This is a genomic window from Microbacterium sp. 22296, assembly GCF_052045385.1.
Lineage (GTDB): Bacteria > Actinomycetota > Actinomycetes > Actinomycetales > Microbacteriaceae > Microbacterium.
Map to the genome: position 1 here is coordinate 638,797 of NZ_JBQEOS010000001.1, position 17,555 is coordinate 656,351.

At 70.0% G+C, this 17,555-nt stretch carries 16 protein-coding genes; 10 read left to right on the forward strand and 6 right to left on the reverse strand.

Annotated elements, in window-relative coordinates:
* Window positions 1-129: 129 nt before the first annotated feature.
* Window positions 130-561, reverse strand: a complete 432-nt coding sequence (locus tag ACTJJP_RS03090) for a hotdog fold thioesterase (protein ID WP_440773561.1) — start codon at window positions 559-561, stop codon at window positions 130-132.
* A gap of 72 nt (window positions 562-633) precedes the next feature.
* Here ACTJJP_RS03090 and polA point away from each other — a divergent pair, with 72 nt between their 5' ends.
* The 5 genes from polA (at window position 634) to ACTJJP_RS03115 (ending at window position 8,491) form a co-directional block, all read left to right on the forward strand.
* Window positions 634-3,270 carry a DNA polymerase I gene (polA, locus tag ACTJJP_RS03095; RefSeq protein ID WP_440773562.1) on the forward strand — a complete coding sequence of 879 codons (2,637 nt, stop codon included), beginning with the start codon at window positions 634-636 and terminating at the stop codon, window positions 3,268-3,270.
* Window positions 3,271-3,402: 132 nt separating this feature from the next.
* Window positions 3,403-5,079 carry a DUF885 domain-containing protein gene (locus ACTJJP_RS03100; RefSeq protein ID WP_440773563.1) on the forward strand — a complete coding sequence of 559 codons (1,677 nt, stop codon included), beginning with the start codon at window positions 3,403-3,405 and terminating at the stop codon, window positions 5,077-5,079.
* 98 nt (window positions 5,080-5,177) lie between these two features.
* Complete coding sequence (locus tag ACTJJP_RS03105) at window positions 5,178-6,254, forward strand: LLM class flavin-dependent oxidoreductase (RefSeq protein WP_440773564.1); 1,077 nt, start codon at window positions 5,178-5,180, stop codon at window positions 6,252-6,254.
* Window positions 6,251-7,585 carry an MFS transporter gene (locus ACTJJP_RS03110; protein WP_440773565.1) on the forward strand — a complete coding sequence of 445 codons (1,335 nt, stop codon included), beginning with the start codon at window positions 6,251-6,253 and terminating at the stop codon, window positions 7,583-7,585. Before ACTJJP_RS03105 ends, ACTJJP_RS03110 begins: the two co-directional genes overlap by 4 nt.
* A 141-nt stretch (window positions 7,586-7,726) precedes the next feature.
* Window positions 7,727-8,491: an SGNH/GDSL hydrolase family protein gene (locus ACTJJP_RS03115; RefSeq protein WP_440773566.1), complete on the forward strand. Its 765-nt coding sequence runs from the start codon at window positions 7,727-7,729 to the stop codon at window positions 8,489-8,491.
* Window positions 8,492-8,646: 155 nt separating this feature from the next.
* On the opposite strand, the gene ACTJJP_RS03120 is transcribed toward ACTJJP_RS03115, so the two are convergent.
* A complete protein-coding gene (locus ACTJJP_RS03120; protein ID WP_440773567.1) occupies window positions 8,647-9,699 on the reverse strand; it encodes a hypothetical protein in 1,053 nt (350 codons plus the stop codon).
* Between the two features lie 94 nt (window positions 9,700-9,793).
* On the opposite strand from ACTJJP_RS03120, the gene ACTJJP_RS03125 reads away from it, so the two are divergent.
* Window positions 9,794-10,606, forward strand: coding sequence for an SDR family NAD(P)-dependent oxidoreductase (locus ACTJJP_RS03125; RefSeq protein WP_440773568.1), 813 nt, complete (start codon window positions 9,794-9,796; stop codon window positions 10,604-10,606).
* 16 nt (window positions 10,607-10,622) lie between these two features.
* Here the strand turns inward: ACTJJP_RS03125 and ACTJJP_RS03130 are convergent, their stop codons facing one another.
* A complete protein-coding gene (locus ACTJJP_RS03130; protein ID WP_440773569.1) occupies window positions 10,623-10,793 on the reverse strand; it encodes a hypothetical protein in 171 nt (56 codons plus the stop codon).
* A 58-nt stretch (window positions 10,794-10,851) separates the two neighbouring features.
* On the opposite strand from ACTJJP_RS03130, the gene ACTJJP_RS03135 reads away from it, so the two are divergent.
* Both ACTJJP_RS03135 and ACTJJP_RS03140 read left to right on the forward strand, forming a co-directional pair.
* Complete coding sequence (locus ACTJJP_RS03135; protein WP_440773570.1) at window positions 10,852-11,334, forward strand: hypothetical protein; 483 nt, start codon at window positions 10,852-10,854, stop codon at window positions 11,332-11,334.
* A gap of 93 nt (window positions 11,335-11,427) precedes the next feature.
* A complete protein-coding gene (locus ACTJJP_RS03140) occupies window positions 11,428-11,796 on the forward strand; it encodes a hypothetical protein (RefSeq protein WP_440773571.1) in 369 nt (122 codons plus the stop codon).
* Window positions 11,797-12,069: 273 nt separating this feature from the next.
* Here ACTJJP_RS03140 and ACTJJP_RS03145 read toward each other — a convergent pair whose 3' ends face one another.
* A complete protein-coding gene (locus tag ACTJJP_RS03145) occupies window positions 12,070-12,843 on the reverse strand; it encodes a dienelactone hydrolase family protein (RefSeq protein ID WP_440773572.1) in 774 nt (257 codons plus the stop codon).
* A 251-nt stretch (window positions 12,844-13,094) separates the two neighbouring features.
* Here ACTJJP_RS03145 and ACTJJP_RS03150 point away from each other — a divergent pair, with 251 nt between their 5' ends.
* Both ACTJJP_RS03150 and ACTJJP_RS03155 read left to right on the forward strand, forming a co-directional pair.
* Entirely contained in the window at window positions 13,095-14,024 is a 930-nt protein-coding gene (locus tag ACTJJP_RS03150) for an AEC family transporter (protein WP_440773573.1), read from the forward strand.
* Between the two features lie 85 nt (window positions 14,025-14,109).
* Window positions 14,110-14,661 carry an HdeD family acid-resistance protein gene (locus tag ACTJJP_RS03155; protein WP_440773574.1) on the forward strand — a complete coding sequence of 184 codons (552 nt, stop codon included), beginning with the start codon at window positions 14,110-14,112 and terminating at the stop codon, window positions 14,659-14,661.
* Between the two features lie 52 nt (window positions 14,662-14,713).
* Here the strand turns inward: ACTJJP_RS03155 and ACTJJP_RS03160 are convergent, their stop codons facing one another.
* Both ACTJJP_RS03160 and ACTJJP_RS03165 read right to left on the reverse strand, forming a co-directional pair.
* Window positions 14,714-16,684 (reverse strand): S9 family peptidase, encoded by a 1,971-nt coding sequence (locus ACTJJP_RS03160; RefSeq protein ID WP_440773575.1) that lies wholly within the window; start codon window positions 16,682-16,684, stop codon window positions 14,714-14,716.
* 2 nt (window positions 16,685-16,686) lie between these two features.
* Complete coding sequence (locus ACTJJP_RS03165) at window positions 16,687-17,451, reverse strand: SDR family oxidoreductase (protein ID WP_440773576.1); 765 nt, start codon at window positions 17,449-17,451, stop codon at window positions 16,687-16,689.
* Between the last annotated feature and the right edge of the window lie 104 nt (window positions 17,452-17,555).

Here is a 17,555-nt window from a genome sequence, read left to right on the forward strand (position 1 = left end):
CTACGCACACAGGTGGCTGAGCCCGTCGAAGCCACCGAGACCCGCATGGACTCCGTACCCTTGGACAGGCTCAGGATCCTACGCACACAGGTGACTGAGCTTGTCAAAGCCACCGGACGCCACGGGGCGTCAGGCCGCGGGGGCGTCCTTGATCATGTTCGTGATGCGGATCGTGGAGCATCGGCGGCCCTGCTCGTCGGAGACCGCGATCTCATGCACCGTGAGCGACCGGCCGAGGTGGATCGGCGTGCAGACACCGGTCACGACACCCGACGTGGCGGACCGGGTGTGCGTGGCGTTGATGTCGATTCCGACGGCCAGGCGCCCGGCGCCGGCGTGGAGATTGGCCGCCATCGACCCGAGGGACTCGCCCAGCACCACGTAAGCGCCGCCGTGCAGCAGGCCGACCGGCTGGGTGTTCCCCTCGACCGGCATGGTCGCGACGCACCGCTCGACGGTGAACTCGACCCACTCGATGCCCATCTTCTCGGCGAGCGCGCCCATTCCGCGCAGCTTGGCCCAGTCGAGGCCGGAGGTGTCGTCGTCTGAGGTCGACGTCATCATCGCCTTCCTGTCGTCGCCCTGTGGGGGCGGGGCCGGGGGAGTGTCCGTGGTTCTCGTTACGCTGGAGGGGTGACGGATGCCGAAAAGCCTACTCTCCTCGTCGTCGACGGCCATTCGCTGGCGTACCGGGCGTTCTACGCCCTGCCGGTCGACAACTTCTCGACGAAGGACGGCCAGCACACCAACGGCATCTACGGCTTCCTGTCGATGTTCGTCAACCTGGTGAAGGCCGAGAAGCCGACCCACCTGGCGGTCGCGTTCGACACCTCTCGACAGTCGTTCCGCACCCGCGAGTACGCCGAGTACAAGGCCAACCGCAGCGAGTCGCCCGCCGAGTTCAAGGGCCAGATCCCGCTGCTGCAGGACTGCCTCGAGGCCATGGGCGTGCCGGTGCTGAAGAAAGAGGACTTCGAGGCCGACGACATCCTCGCCACCCTCGCCACCCAGGGCGAACAGCAGGGCTTCACGGTGCTGGTGTGCTCCGGCGACCGCGACACGATCCAACTCGTCACCGACGACATCACGCTGCTCTACCCCAACGTGCAGGGGGTGTCGCAGCTGAAACGCTACGACACCGACGCCGTGGTCGAGAAATACGGACTCCCGCCGGCGCAGTATCCCGAGATCGCCGCCCTCGTCGGCGAGACGAGCGACAACCTGCCCGGCGTCCCCAAGGTGGGCGAGAAGACCGCGGTGAAGTGGCTCACGCAGTGGGGGTCGCTGGAGGCGTTGCTCGACAATGCCGACAAGATCACCGGCGTGGTCGGCAACAACCTGCGCGAGCACCTCGACGGTGTCCGGCGCAATCGCACGCTGAACCGGCTGCTGCGCGACGTCGAGCTGCCCGTGGGGCCGGGAGACCTGGCCGTGAAGCCGCTCGACGCGCAGGCCGTGCGCGACATCTTCGCGCGCCTGGAGTTCCGCACGCTGCTGCCGCGGGTCTTCGACGCGTTCGGTGCCGACCCGGGCGATGCCGAAGAGGCACGACCCACCGCCAGCGCCCCCACTCCGTCGCGCCTCGACGCCGACGCCCTCGCCGCCTGGGCGGCATCGGCGGAGGGCTCGGTGGGCGTCACCGTAACCCTCGCGGGCGGAGCCCCGGTGCAGATCGGGCTCGCCTCGGCGTCGGCCGCGGTCGAGGCCGACTGGACTCCGGCCGTGCGCGACGCGTTGGCCGCGTGGCTGGCATCCGATGCCCCGAAGGTGTTCGCCGACGCCAAGCCGCAGATCAAGGCCCTGGCCCGCGAGGGCGTGGAGGTCGGCGGGGTCGCGTTCGATGTGATCCTGGCGGGGTGGCTGGTCCGCCCGAGCTTCCCCGACAAGACGCTCGCCGATCTGGTCGAGCGCGCCCTCGACGAGAAGCTTCCCGTCGCCGATCCGACGCAGCTCGTGCCCGAGACCGAGGGCGCGACCCCCGGTCAGCTGTCGTGGTTCACGCGGCGCGTCGCCGAGGCGCAGCGCGCCGAGATGCCGGAACGCGTGGCCGAGGTGCTCGACGACATCGAGATGCCCACGCTCACCGCGCTGGCCGACATGGAACTGGCCGGCGTCGCCGTGTCGCACGAGAAGCTGGCCGGTTTCTCGTCGGAGCTCGGCGCCCGCGCCGACGCGCTCGCCCGCGACGCGTACGCCGCGATCGGGCACGAGGTGAATCTCGGTTCGCCCAAGCAGCTGCAGGAGGTGCTGTTCGACGAGCTGCAGCTCCCCAAGACGCGCAAGACCAAGAGCGGCTACACCACGGATGCCGCTGCGCTCGCCGACCTGCAGGAGAGCGCCGACCATCCCTTCCTCGACCTGTTGCTGCGCCACCGTGAAGCGACGAAGCTGAAGCAGATCATCGACGCCCTCGACACCGCGACGGGCGAAGATGGGCGCATCCACACCACCTACGTGCAGACCGGGAGCCAGACCGGACGCCTCTCGAGCACCGACCCGAACCTGCAGAACATCCCCATCCGCACCGAGGAGAGCCGTCGCATCCGCGCCGCGTTCGAGGTCGGCGAGGGCTACGAGACACTTCTGACCGCCGACTACTCGCAGATCGAGATGCGCATCATGGCGCACCTGTCCGGCGACCCCGGGCTCATCGAGGCGTTCCAGTCGGGTGAGGACCTGCACCGGTTCGTCGGCGCGCGCGTCTTCGGCGTCGAGCCGGCCGAGGTCACCCCGGCGATGCGCACCAAGGTCAAGGCGATGTCGTACGGCCTCGTGTACGGCCTGTCGGCGTTCGGGCTGTCGAAGCAGCTGCGCATCGATCAGTCCGAGGCGAAGAAGCTCATGCTCGAATACTTCGCGCGGTTCGGGGCCGTGCGCGACTATCTGCGCGGCTCGGTCGAGCAAGCACGCCAGGACGGCTATACCGAGACCATCTTCGGCCGCCGCCGCCCGTTCCCCGACCTCACGAGCATGAATCGCGTCCTGCGCGAGAACGCCGAGCGCGCGGCGCTCAATGCCCCGATCCAGGGCAGTGCCGCCGACATCATGAAGGTCGCACTGTTCCGTATCCGTCACGACCTGGCATCCGCTCAGCTGCGTTCCCGCGTGCTGCTGCAGATCCATGACGAACTCGTGGTCGAGATCGCGCCGGGGGAGTGGGACGCGGTGGAACAGATCGTGCGGGAGCGCATGGCCGACGCCGCCGAGCTGTCGGTGCCGCTCGACGTGCAGATCGGTCGCGGCGGCGATTGGGACGAAGCGGGACACTGAGCGGTTCATGGGCGGGATCGGCGAGCCGACCTCGCAGGACACGAGCGACGACCCCGTCGTCATGGCGTGGTTCCCGCATCCGCGAGACCAAGGGGGTGTGCACTGCCGTCGCGAGGTGCCTAGGCTCGGAGGATGACTGACGCACAACGCACACCCACGCCGATCGACACGATCGCCGACGCGTGGGTGGACACCCTGGCAGAGCGCGAGCCGACGCTGGCGACCTACATCGGTCGCTTCGAACACAACGGTCGCTTCGGCGACTACAGCCCCGAGGGCGCCGAAGCCCTCATCGCCGAGGCGCGGTCGACCCGGGCCGCGCTCGATGCCGCCGACGCGGTCGATTCGATCGACACCGTCACGAAGATGGACCTGGGACGCGAGCTCGACCTCATGGTCGAACAGCACGAGGCCAAGACGCACCTCCGCGACCTGAACGTGATCGCCTCACCCGCGCAGGACATCCGCGCGACCTTCGACCTCATGCCCACCGCGACGGTCGACGACTGGGCGACGATCTCCACCCGGCTGGGAGCGCTTCCGGGCGCGATCGACGGTTACGTCGAAACGCTCCGACGCGGCATCTCCGAAGGCGTCGTCCCGGCTCGCCGTCAGGTGAGCGAGGTCGTCACGCAGATTGCCCGCTACACCGCCGACACCGGATTCTTCGCCGAATTCGTGGGCGACGCGGCCCCCGAGGAGGGTCAACTGCCGGCATCCCTCGCTCGCGACCTCTCGACGAACGCCAACGCCGCCCGCCTCGCCTACGACGCTCTCGCGAAGTTCCTGTCGTCGGAGCTGGCCCCGGTCGCGGGTGACCAGGATGCCGTCGGCCGCGAGCTGTACGCGCTGCACTCCCGCCGATTCCTCGGTGCGGAGATCGATCTCGACGAGACCTACGACTGGGGTGTCGAAGAACTCTCGCGCATGGTCGCCGAGCAGGAGGCGATCGCTGACGAGATCCTCTCCGGCGCTACGGTGGAGGAGGCCGTCGCGTTCCTCGAGAAGGACGAGTCGCGCAAGCTCCGCGGCACCGAGGCTCTGCAGGAGTGGATGCAGCGCACCAGCGACCGGGCGGTCGAGGAGCTCGGCCGCACGCACTTCGACATCGCCGCGCCCATCCGCGAACTCGAGTGCATGATCGCCCCGACCAACGAAGGCGGGATCTACTACACCGGGCCGACCGACGACTTCTCGCGTCCGGGTCGCATGTGGTGGTCGGTGCCCGACGGCGTCGACACCTTCGACACCTGGCGCGAGCTCACCACCGTGTACCACGAGGGCGTCCCGGGTCATCACCTGCAGATCGCCCAGGCGGTCTACAACCGCGCCCAGCTCAACTCGTGGCGTCGTCTGCTCGCCGGCACCAGCGGACACGCCGAGGGGTGGGCGCTGTACGCCGAGCGCCTCATGGAGCAGCTCGGCTACCTCGACGACCCCGCCGACCGCCTCGGCATGCTCGACGGGCAGCGCATGCGCGCAGCGCGGGTCGTGCTCGACATCGGGGTGCACCTGCAGAAGCCCCGCCTCGACGGCAGCGGCACCTGGGACCACGACTACGCCCTGGCCTTCATGCTGAGGAACGTGAACATGAGCGAGGAGTTCGTGCGGTTCGAGGTGAACCGCTACCTCGGCTGGCCCGGACAGGCGCCCTCGTACAAGGTGGGGCAGCGCATCTGGGAGCAGGTGCGCGACGAGGAGCAGGAGCGTCGCGGTACCGACTTCTCGATGAAGCAGTTCCACACGCGCGCCCTCGACATCGGCGGCGTCGGTCTCGACACGTTGCGTGCCGCCCTCGCATCCGGTTGATCTCCCCGAGGGGCGTCGCTTCGGCGGCGCCCCTCGGCGATGCGGGGAATACTCCGCCGTGGCGTAAAGTTCATTCATCCGAATGCAAGGAGACCCCCATGGACGATCGTCCCCTCGAGCTCGGACTCGACACCTTCGGAGACATCTCGCGCGGCGCCGACGGGTCGCTGCAATCGGACGCGCAGACGATCCGCAACGTCGTGGAACAGGCGGTGCTCGCCGATCAGGTCGGCCTGTCGTTCTTCGGGGTGGGGGAGCACCACCGCAAGGACTTCGCCGTCACGAGCCCCGAGATCGTGCTGGCCGCCGCCGCCGCCCGCACCACTGACATCCACCTCGGCACCGCGGTGACGGTGCTGTCCAGCGATGACCCCGTGCGGGTGTACGAGCGCTTCGCGACGCTGGATGCCGTCTCGAACGGCCGCGCCGAAGTGATCCTCGGACGCGGGTCGTTCATCGAGTCGTTCTCTCTCTTCGGCTACGACCTCGCCGACTACGAGCAGCTGTTCGAGGAGAAGCTCGAACTCTTCTCGCTCCTGCTCGACGAGAAGCCCGTCACCTGGGCGGGTCGCACGCGCGCAGGGCTCCAGGAGGCCGACGTCTACCCGAAGACCGAGAGGGGCCTGACGGCGTGGGTCGGCGTGGGCGGTTCCCCGGAGTCGGTCGTTCGCGCCGCTCGTTACGGCTACGGCCTGGTCCTCGCCATCATCGGCGGCTCCTCCGCACGGTTCCGCCCCTACGCCGATCTGTACCGTCGGTCGCTGCAAGAACTCGGCAAGGACCAGCTGCCCATCTCGGTGCACTCTCCCGGCCACATCGCCGAGACCGACCAACAGGCGTGGGACGAGGCCTACGAGGGCGTCGCGGAGTTGAACACCACGATCGGTCGCGAGCGCGGCTGGCCCGCCTACAACCGCCTGCGCTTCCAGCAGGACGTCGGCCCCGAGGGTGCCATGTACATCGGCTCGCCCGAGACCGTCGCCCGCAAGATCGTCACGACCGTCCGGGCACTGGGCAACACGCGCTTCCAGATGAAGATCGCCAGCGGCTCCATCTCGCACGACCGTCTCATGTCCAGCATCGAGCTGTACGGCACGCGGGTGCTGCCTCTGGTGCACGAGATGCTCGCCGACAGCGACGCGCGCGTCGCTTCTCACGTCTCCGGCATCCGGTGACCACGACCACCGACACCGTCCGGGTGTCCGAACGCCTCGATGCACTGCCGTTCACGCGGCGGCACGGGCGGATCCTGGGCGGGTCGGGTCTGGGCTGGGCACTGGATGCCATGGACGTCGGGCTCATCTCGTTCGTCATCGCCGCGCTCAGCGTGCAGTGGCAGCTCGCACCGACCGAAGCGTCGTGGATCGCGTCGGCGGGTTTCGCCGGCATGGCCGTCGGCGCCAGCGTCGGGGGACTGCTCGCCGATCGCTTCGGCCGTCGCCACGTCTTCGCGCTGACCCTGCTCGTCTACGGTCTCGCGACGGGGGCGAGCGCGCTCGTCGGCGGTCTCGCCGCCCTCCTCGTGCTGCGCTTCGTGGTGGGGCTCGGCCTCGGCGCGGAACTGCCCGTCGCCTCGACCTACGTGAGCGAGTTCGCCCCGGCGCGCATGCGCGGGCGGCTCATCGTGATCCTCGAGGCGTTCTGGGCCGTGGGCTGGACCGCGGCCGCGCTGATCGGATACTTCGTCGTCCCGGCTTCGGCGGACGGCTGGCGCTGGGCCTTCGCGCTCGGCGCGATCCCTGCGGTGTACGCGCTGATCGTGCGCTGGGGACTCCCCGAATCACCGCGATGGCTCGCCTCGCGCGGACGCAACGCCGAGGCCGTGATCATCGTGCGCGACCTGGAAGCGGCGGCCGGTCGCGTCGCCCTCGAAGCGTCGACGGAGGGCGTCTCGGCATCCGCCGCGGCCGCCCGTCCGAGGGTGAGGGCGCTGTGGGCGCCGGCGCTCCGCGCGCGCACGGCCAGCCTGTGGGTGCTGTGGTTCTGCGTGAACTTCTCGTACTACGGCGCGTTCATCTGGATCCCGACCATCCTCGTGGCCCAGGGCTACGACCTCGTGCGCTCCTTCGGCTTCACCCTCATCATCACGCTCGCCCAGCTGCCGGGGTACGCGGTCGCGGCGTGGCTCATCGAGGCGTGGGGTCGGCGCGCGACGCTGGCCACGTTCCTCGCCGGTTCGGCGGTGGCCGCGGTGTTCTTCGGGACCGCGTCGGGCGAGTTCGCCGTGATCGCGACGGGCATGATGCTGTCGTTCTTCAACCTCGGCGCCTGGGGCGCGCTGTACGCCGCGACCCCCGAGATCTACCCCACGGCGCTGCGCGCGACCGGCGCCGGCTGGGCCGCCGGGGTGGGACGGATCGCGTCGATCATCGCCCCTCTCGCGGTTCCGCCGCTGCTGGGCCTCGGTGGCGCGCAGCTGTTGTTCGTCGTGTTCGCGGCGTTCTTCGCCGTCGCGGTGATCGCGGCGCTGTTCTTGCGCGAGCAGCGGGGGCGGTCGCTCGCGTAGCCGACGTCGGTGGCCGGAGTTCCGGGGCGCGTTCCGCCGTTCGCGGCGCGAACCCGCCGCCCCGCAGCGAGGAATATGCCCCACACCCCGGAGTCAGGGGCCTCGACGCGGCGGCGGTGACGGCGCGCGTAGGCTCGACGCATGGCATCCGTGCGCTACGTCGCGATCGGCGACTCGTTCACCGAAGGAGTCGGCGACGAACTGCCCGACGGCACCGTGCGGGGGTGGGCGGACCTCGCTGCCCAGGGGTGGGCGGATGCCGCGGGCGAGCCGATCCACTACGCCAACCTGGCGATCCGCGGCAAGCTCATCGAACCGATCGTCGAGCAGCAGCTCGAACCCGCGCTGGCGCTGAAGCCGACGCACCTGTCCTTCAACGGCGGAGGCAACGACATGTTGCGCCCGCGCGCCGATCTGGAGCGCATCGTCGGGATCTTCGAGCACGTGCTGCGCCGCTGCGACGAAGAGGGAGTGCAGCTCATCGTGCTCTCGGGTGCGAACCCGTCGGCGGGTCTGCCGCTCGGACGCGTGCTGCAGACGCGGGGTGACCGCCTGTCGAGCGCGGTCGAACAGCGAATCGCGGCGCGGACCGATGTCCTCACGGCGTACAACTGGTTCGACCGCGATCTGGCGGGCGGGGAGTTCTGGTCGGTGGACCGCCTGCATATGAACGCCCGCGGACACCATCGTGTCGCCGCCCGCGTCCTCAAGGCGGTCGGGTTCACCGCGCCGGGGGAGTGGTGGCATCTGCGTGAGATTCCCGAGGTGGAACGTCTGAAGGGCACGGCATACTACCGCGAGCATGTCGGCCCCTGGGTGCGTCGGCGCCTCGCGGGTACCTCCTCGGGCGACGGCCGTGCGGCGAAGTTCGGCGGACAGTGGGTGGAGCTGACGCCGGGCGGCTGAGCGGGGCGGCTGCTCCGGATGCCGTCACGGGACCGAGGAGTCTGCAGCCGACTGGTGTCGTCATCGAGTGGTCGGGTACGGGCCTGCGGCGAGCAGCGCCATCTCGACTCCGCCCCACGCGGCGCGGAATCGGCCCGCGTCGCATCCGAGGTCCGTCACGGCACCTGACACGCACCGCCCAGCTGCAGGTGCAGCATCCCGTCGATCGTCGTCCGATCGCGGGCCGACAGGCGCACCGTGCCGTCGTCGCGGATGTCCTCCTGCATCGCGCGATCCGCGGCGTAGCCGGCCGCACTCCACGCGTCGAGAATGGCGGCGTATGAGGACTCGTTGTCGTCGGTCGCGAAGACGAGATCGATGCCCGTGGTTCCATCGCACGGCAGCTCGGACGCGGACGGTACGCGAATGGGTGCACCCGCGGCATCCACCGCCGACCCCACCGCCGATTCGACCGTGAGTGTCGCCATACGGGACACCTGCTCGCGGGAGTCGCCGACGACGCTCTGACGCGGGCCCCCCTCGTCGTCGAACGTCTGCGGCTGCGCGACCCTCGGTTCTCCACCCGCGAGGCCGCAGCCCGTCTGATAGGAGAGGCGGGGAAGGACGAACGCCGGCTCCGATGAAGTGGTCAGTGACTCGAAGACGCTGTCGACCGTCTGCCACACCTGCAGAGTGTCGCCCTCCGCGACGGCCAGGTAGGACCGGGACAGGAACGGCTTGTGGCCGTCGTCGACCGTCGTGCGGGCGACCCTGGAGCCGATCACCCCGTCCATGCGGAGCACCTCACCTGACGCGGCGAAGAGGAACGCGCTCTCATTGACGACGTACCCCGTCTCGCATCCGTCCGCCACGATGGGCGTGGCCGAGTCGTCGGCGAGCCCCGCGCCGACACCTCCGAGCACCGAAGCGGCGATACCGACCACCCTCAGCGGCACGAGCAGCATGAGCCACCAGCGGGGTGCCGGTACGGCGATGACAAGCACGGTGAGGAGGACGATGGATGCCACGACGCTGCGCGTGGCGAGCACGTCGCCGGGCAGTGACCCGAGGATCACCTGCTCCACGCCGTCGCTGCGCGCCGGCACCAGCATGACCGCGACGGCGACGCCGGCTGCGGGGAGGGACAACACCCCGGCCACGACGGCGATCAGTCGGCGCGCGGAGAACAGGCGTCGATCCGACAGCGGCAGCGTCCAGGCATCCGTCACGGGTTCACCCTGACATCCGTACCTGGGGGCATCACCGACGTCGTGGCCCGGCACCCCATAGCTCCCGCACGGGTGCGTGCGACACCATGAGGTCATGACCCTCGCTCTCGTCACCGGCACCTCCAGCGGCATCGGCCTGCACACGGCCATCGGACTCGCCCTCTCGGGCGTCGAGGTGATCGCCACCGTGCGCGACGCCTCGCGTGCCGACGCCCTGCACGCCGCGGCATCCGAGGCGGGTGTCGAGCTCGACATCCGGTCGTTGGAGGTGACGGATGCCGCAGCCGCCCGGGCGCTGATCGAGGCGGTGGGTCCCCTCGACATCCTCGTCAACAACGCCGGCCGCGGTGCCGTGGGCACGCTCGAGCAGCTGAGCGACGCCGACCTTCAGGAGCAGCTCGAGACGAACTACCTCTCGGTGGCCCGGCTGACCCGTCTCGTGCTTCCCGGCATGCGCGAGCGCCGACGCGGCCGGATCGTCACCGTCACCAGCGTCGGGGGAGCGGTGGGGCAGCCGTTCGCCGACGCCTACTGCGCCGCGAAGTTCGCCGTCGAGGGGCTCATGCAGTCGCTCGCCCCCGTCGTCGCGCCGTTCGGTGTCGATGTGGCGATCGTCGAGCCCGCTGCGGTCGCGTCGTCGTTCACCGACTCCGTGCATCGTGCGGAGCCCGGCCCCTACGCGCGGGAGCAGCAGGCGTACCTCGACCGCACAGCGACGGCCTTCGCGTCGGCGCAGTCGGCGGGGGATGCGGCGAAGACGGTGGTGGAGGCCGCGACCACCTCGGCGCCGCGGTTCCGCTGGCAGACATCGGATGCCGCAGCGCACTTCGCGAGCCTGTCGCTCGCCGATCTCGACGGCTCACGGGTGCTGTCGGTCACCTCGGGATGGGTGCGCGCGGGGGAGTGACCCTGATCCGCTCGGATCAGCCGCGACGAATGATCCGAGCGAGCCACTCCTTCACACGGCGTGTCTGGCGATCGGTGTAGTCGTTCGAGAGACGCAATGCCTCGTCGGAGATGTCCGCGCCCGCCTGCATGTTCGCGATGGCGCGAAGCGCCCGTTCCTCCTGCGTCTCACCGTCGTCGTCGGGCATTCGCCCAGCGTAACGGCGGGGGATGCGGTGTGGCTTGGCCGGGCGCTAGCATCCGGTCATGGACGACTGGGGCGACTTCAACCTCGCGCTCGTCGGTGCGACGGCCGCCCTCGCGGGTCTCGTGATCGTCGCGGCGAGCGTCAACATCGCCGAGATCGTGAAGGCCCCGGCGCTGACGGCGCGTCTCGGGACGGCCATCTCGTCGCTCGTGCTGGCGCTCGTGGTCAGCGCGCTCGGGCTGGTTCCCGACCTCGGCGGCGCGTTCTACGGTGCTGTCGCCGTGTTGGCGTCCCTCGTCGCGGCGACGTTCGCGGTGGATGCCGCTCGCCGCATCGCCGCCGACCGCAGCCCGCAGATTCGGTCCCGTGGTCTGAAGAGCGTGCTGGGGTTCCTGGTTCCCGCCGCGTACGCCGTCGGGGGCGTCCTGGTGATCTCGGGGGCGATGGCCGCGGGAGCGACAGCCTTCGCGTTCGGGGCGCTGCTCTCCATCGTCGTGGCCCTGATGATCTCGTGGATCGTGCTCGTCGAGGTGCTGCGCTGACGAGGGCAGCGGCGGGAGGTGGACTCGCCGGTGAGGGGGAGTGCTCCCGGGTCGATCCCGAGGCGGTCGGTCGAGATTCGATATCGTGCAGAAATGACCCCTGACACCGACACGACGCCGCGCGCCCCGTGGGGCTGGGCGGGCGTCTGGGTGCGCGAAGAGAGATTCTGGCGCGATATCGGCGCGCGCGTGCTCGCCGGTGTCATCACGGCCGCGATCGTCTACGCGGGTGCGCTGCTGCTCGGGTACCTGCACACGCCGGAGATCGGAGCGGGTCTTCTGCTGGGGCTCGGGATCGTCGCATGCGGCAGCCTCGTCGCCGGCAGCATCACCCTCGTTCGCGGCGCGCTCGCCGGAAGGAGAGCGGGGGGCGCCGGCGGCACGCGTGTCGTGCTGGCGGTCGTGCTGCTCCTCGCGGCGATCGCGATCGGGACGGGCGTGGTCACCGACGTGCTGCGCTGAACGGGCTGACGTCGTCGTTCTGGACGATGGGCGTACCGCCGACGCCGGTTGTCGCATCGTCGTCGAAGCGGGGGCCCTCGCACCGCATCCCGTGGTGCGGTGGTCCGTGGGTGAAGAGGGGACGGGCGGGGGCGCTCCTTTCCCGGAGTCGCGTTCAAACTGACATAATGTGCATTATCGGCTGCATCTCACAGCACGGATCTCGCCTCGAACGTCGCGTGCGATCGAGCGGTCGGCGCCGCCCCGGCGGACCGTGACGAGGGACACGGACGCTCAGCCGAACACTTCCGCGAGGAACGTCTTCATCGCCGCCCAGCTCCGCCGCTCCGCGGTCGCGTGGAACTGCGCGCCCTGCGCCGGTGCATCGGCATCCGGGAGCGTGAACGCGTGCATCGCGTTGGCGTACGACACGAGCTGCCAGTCCACCGCCGGCGCTGTGCGGAGATCGTTCTCGAACGCGATCATCGCGTCGTCGGGCGCGACCGGGTCGGCGGCGCCGTGCAGAACGAGAAGCTTCGCGGTGATCTGCTCGACCTCACCCGCAGGTCCGGTCAACAGGCCGCCGTGGAAGCTCACGACCGCGTCGACGGCGGCACCCGTCCGCGCGAGCTCGAGCACCGACGACCCGCCGAAGCAGTACCCGATCGCCGCGGTGCGCGACGCATCGACGAACGGGTCGGAGCAGAGCTCGTCGAAGGCCTCGACGAGACGCTTCCGCCACAGCGGACGGTCCGCGTAGAAGCGCCCGGCCACGGCGGGTGCCTCCTGCGGGGTCGGTCGTACGTCCGCACCGAACACATCCGCGGCGAAGGCGACGTATCCGAGGCGGGCGAGCATGTCGCAGCGCATGCGCACATAGTCGGTGACCCCGAGCCAGTCGTGCACGACGAGAACCCCCGGATATCGCTCGTCCCCCGCCGGTCGCGCCGAATAGCCGCGGTAGGCGACACCGTCGAGCTCGTAGTCGACGTCGCGCGAGGCGACGCCGGATGCCGGGAGGGGTTCGCGGTCGAGGATCGCGGTGAGGTTCGGGGGGTAGGTGTCCATTCCCCGCACGCTAGACCGCCGAGATCGGGACCGGCCGGGTCTTGTGCGCGGGCCGTTTGCGCGAATCGTCCTCCCGCCGCCCGGGCGTCGTGGCGATGGCCGCGGCCCCCGGCCATGTCGGGCGGCACACGCACCTCATCATCGTGGCTGAGCAGCGTGGGGCCGCGCCCGCCGCGTCGCACCCACCGCCGCTCCCCCGCTACGCTCGAAGAGATGATCCCCCGCAGCGCTCCCTCGAAACGGCCGAGCGCGTGAGCGGCATCCTCACCGGGTTCGCCGTGGTCGGGCTCGCCGTCGTCGTCGGTTACATCATCGCCCGCATCGATCTGCTGGGGCCCCACGCCCGCCCCGTGCTGAGTCGGCTGACGTTCTTCGTCCTGTCGCCGTTCCTGCTGTTCACGGTGCTCGCGCAGGCCGACGTGGCGACGCTGTTCTCGGCCCTTCTGCCGGTGTCGATGATCACCGCGGCGGTCATCATCGGCGTCTACGCGCTGGTGTCATCCCTGATCCTGCGCCGGCGGGTGGGCGAGACGGTGATCGGCGCGCTGTCGGCGGGGCAGGTGAACAGCAACAACATCGGCATCCCGATCTCGCTCTACATGCTCGGGAACGCCGCGTACTCGGCCCCGGTGATCCTGTTCCAACTGCTCGTGCTCATGCCGATCGCCCTGGCGATCCTGGATGCCGCGACCTCGGGCACGCGCAATCTCACCCGGATCCTCGTGCAGACGGCGAAGAACCCGATGCTCATCGGCTCGGCGCTCGGCGTGCTGGTGGCGGTGCTCGACGTCGACCTGCCCCCCATCGTCTTCGACCCCCTGCACCTCATCGCGGGAGCATGCGTGCCGGTGCTGCTGATGTCGTACGGCATGTCGCTGTACGGCCAGCGCGTGCTCACCGAACCCGGCCGTCGGCTCGACGTCGTCATCGCCTCGGCGCTCAAACTCGTGGCGATGCCGGCGCTCGCGTTCCTCGTCGCGACGCTGTTCGGCCTGCCGGCGGACCAGGTCTTCGTGGTCGTCGTGCTCGCGGCCCTGCCGACCGCGCAGAACGTGTTCAACTTCGCCCAGCGCTACGGCGTGGGCGAGATCCTCTCGCGCGACGTGGTGTTCATCTCCACGGTCGGCTGTCTTCCGGTGCTGTTCGCGGTGGCGCTGCTCCTGGACCACTCCCCCGCGTGACCGCGCGCGACGGGGCGTTGGCGGAAGGTTCATCCTCGGGTCTAGGGTGAGCACTGTTCTCAGCTTTCACTCAGAAAGGCTCGCCATGCCGTCGTCCACCACGTCGAATCCCGCCGTCGGAGCCGTCCGCACCGCCCTCGCCGTCAGCGGTGCGCTCTCGCTCGTGATCGGCCTGCTCATCCTCATCTGGCCGGGGCGCACCGCCCAGGTCGCCGTCGGCATCATCGCCGTATACGTCATCATCGCGGGCCTGGTGAACATCGCGATCGGCCTCTTCTGGCGCTCCGGATGGTCGCGCCTGGGCTACCTCGTCCTCGGCGTGCTCTTCATCGTCGCCGGCATCTTCTCGTTCGCCAACCTCTCGGCCACCACCGCGTGGTTCGGCGTCTTCATCGGCACTCTCGTCGGCATCCTGTGGATCATCGAGGGCGTCGTCTCGCTCACCACCGTGGGCCACCAGTCGAAGGCCCGGGCGTGGACGATCTTCTTCGCCGTCATCAGCATCCTGGCCGGCGTCGTGCTGCTGTTCTCGCCTCTGCTGGGCGCGGTGACCCTGTTCCTGCTCATCGGCATCTCGCTGGTGATCCTCGGCGTCTTCCAGATCGTCCGCGCGATCCAGTTCGGCAAAGCCGTCTGAGGCCGTGAACAGAAGGGGCCGGATGCCATGGCATCCGGCCCCTTCTGTCGCATCACGCGATCGGCAGGTGCCGGTTCCACCAGTCGAGAACGGCCTCGAACCGCTGCACGCGGTGCTGGGGGCGCCCGCCGCGGGTGAGCTCGTGGTCCTCGCCGGGGAACACCAGCATCTCGGCGTCGACGTCGTTGAGCTTCAGCGCAGCGTAGTAACGGGTCGCTTGCTCGAGCGGGCAGCGGAAGTCGAGCTCCGAGTGCATCACCAGCGTGGGCGTGCGCACCCGATCGACGACCGCCATGGGACTCTGCGCGGCCATCTGCGCAGGATCGGTACCGACGTACTCCTGCCCGAAGAACGAGCCGATGTCGCTCGATCCGGGGAAGGCGAAGGGGTCGAGAAACCCCCGCTCGACGATCGCACCCGCGAAACGGTGATCGTGCGCGATGACCCACGCCGTCATGTACCCGCCGTACGACCCGCCCATCACGCCGACACGATCGGCGTCGAGGCGCGGATCGGCCGAGACGACGCCGTCGAAGAAGTCCATCACGTCGAAGAAGTCGAGCGTGCCCATGCGCTGCCGGATCGACCGCCCGTGCGCTCGGCCGTAGCCGGCGCTACCGCGAGGATTGCTGTAGACCACGGCGTAACCCGCGTCGACGAGCACCTGCGTCTCGTCGAACACGTGCACGCCGTAGGACGCGTACGGCCCGCCGTGGATCTGCAGGATGACGGGGAACGGCCCCTCGCCCTCGGGTACGGCGACCCAGCCGTGCACGGGGTAACCGTCACGGCCGGCGACCTCGTGCTCGACGGGCACGACGACGCCCCGCGCGCGCGTGGCAGCGCCGAAGTCGGTGAGGGTCCGCACCGCTCCCCCGTCGATGATCACGAGCTCGCCGAAGGACTCGGGCGAGGCGACGGATGCCACGACCCGACCCGCCGCCACCGCGTGGCCGTTCACCTCGCGGTCGCCCTCGAGCACGTCGGACACCTCTCCTCCACGGGTGACCCGCAGCAGGCGCAGCCGTCCTCGTGTGCGATCCTGCACGAGCACGTCGTCGCCGTCGAACGAGATGTGGCTGCCGACTTCGCCGAGGTCGATGCTCTCGGCATCGGTCAGGCGACGCGGGCCGTCGGTCTCGAGCGCGTAGAGCGCGACTCCGGGGGCGACGAAGTCGACCCCCTCGGGACCGACGTCGTTCGCGAGCACGAACACCGTGCCGTCGGGGGCGACGACGGCCTCGGAGAGCGAGAGGTTCGCGTCGATGCCCAGGACCTCGCGCGGTGTGTCGCCGTCGACGGGGACGGCCATGAGTCGATCGCGCAGGTCGCGCCGGTCGGACTCGATGACATCGGGGACGCTCAGCAGTGCGGTCGCATCGAGCGTCCACCGGACGCCGCTCCAGCTCGTCTCGCCCTCGGTCAGCTGGGTGGGCTCCACCGCGACGACTCGACGATCGGGCGTGTCGAGCGCCGGGGCGGGCGCGTAGAACGGCTCCGCGTCGGTCGGCGGTGCGTCGACGACGAACAGCTGGACGGGCCGATCGAGGTACCCGAGGCCGTTCGCGTGCCAGCGGATGCCGGTGATGCGACGCGGCGGCTCGGCCGCGGCATCCCGCCCCTCCACGGTGCCGTAGCGACCCGGTTCGGGCACGCGCGCGGCGAAGGCGAGACGTGCGCCGTCGGGCGACCAGGCGAGGTCGGTGACACCGCCGGGGAGGTCGGTCACCTGAACCGGCTCGCCTCCGCCGGCGGCTACGACGAACAGCTGAGCCCGATTCTTCGCGTCGGCTCGGAGGAAGGCGACGGTCGCACCGTCGGGAGACACCGCCGGGGAGCGGTCGGCCACCCCGCGGGTGATCCGCCGCGGCGAGCCGTCGGGCAGGTCGACCCGCCAGAGCTGCCCCACCGCCCGGTCGGCGGCGAGGTCGGGGCGGGAGGTCGCGAAGACGGCGAACGCGCCGTCGGGCGAGATCGCCGGCCGACCGACCGTGACGAGCGTCTCGATGTCGCTCGCGCGCATGCTCACTCGCCTCCGAACGAATCCGTGTCTCCGACGAGTCGGGTGTTGTCGGCGGGTACCGGGTCGACGGCGGCACGCGCGACCTCGGCGGCGAACTCGGACACGTTGTAGAGCTTGCCGGCGTCTTCGCGGCGGGCCGAGATGGCGCCGGGATTCGCCCGCTCGAGCAGCGTCGCCGTGATGGTGCCCTCGATCATGTCGCCCGAGACGACGGTGAAGCCGATGCCGCGCTCCTCGAGGGCGGGGATCTTCTCGCGCAACGCGTCTTCTCCGGCTCGCTTGGACAGGGCGACCGGCTCGTACTCGGGCATGGTCGGGGTGGTGCGGATGAAGTGCGCCTGGTGGCTGGTGACGAACACGACACGCGCGTCGGCCGTCAGCAGCGGCAGAGCCGTGTCGAGCACGTTCACCTGCGCGTCCCGGTTGAGCAGCAGGGCGTAGTCCTCTGCCATACCCGACTCCATGCCGCCCGACGCGTTGAGCACGAGGATGTCGAGACCGCCGAACGTGCGCTTCACCTCGTCGAACATCGCCTGCACCGACGCCGGGTCGGTGAGGTCGGCCCCCACGACGAGCGCTTCGACACCGAGCTCGCGCAACTGCGTCGCGAGCTTCTCGGCGCGCGGCGCCTTGTTGCGGAAGTTGATGACGACGTTCGCACCGGCCTCGGCGAAGTAGCGCACGGTGTCGGCGCCGATACCGCGCGACGAGCCGGTGACGAGGGCGGTCTTGCCGCTCAGCGAGCCGGACGGAAGGGTCTGGGACACGGATTACTCCTGACGATCGGGATCGACTCACCAGCCTACCGACCGCTCCGCTCCGGGCCGCGGCGACCGCAGTCTGTGGGGTGGTCGAGAACCGGCCCCACCCT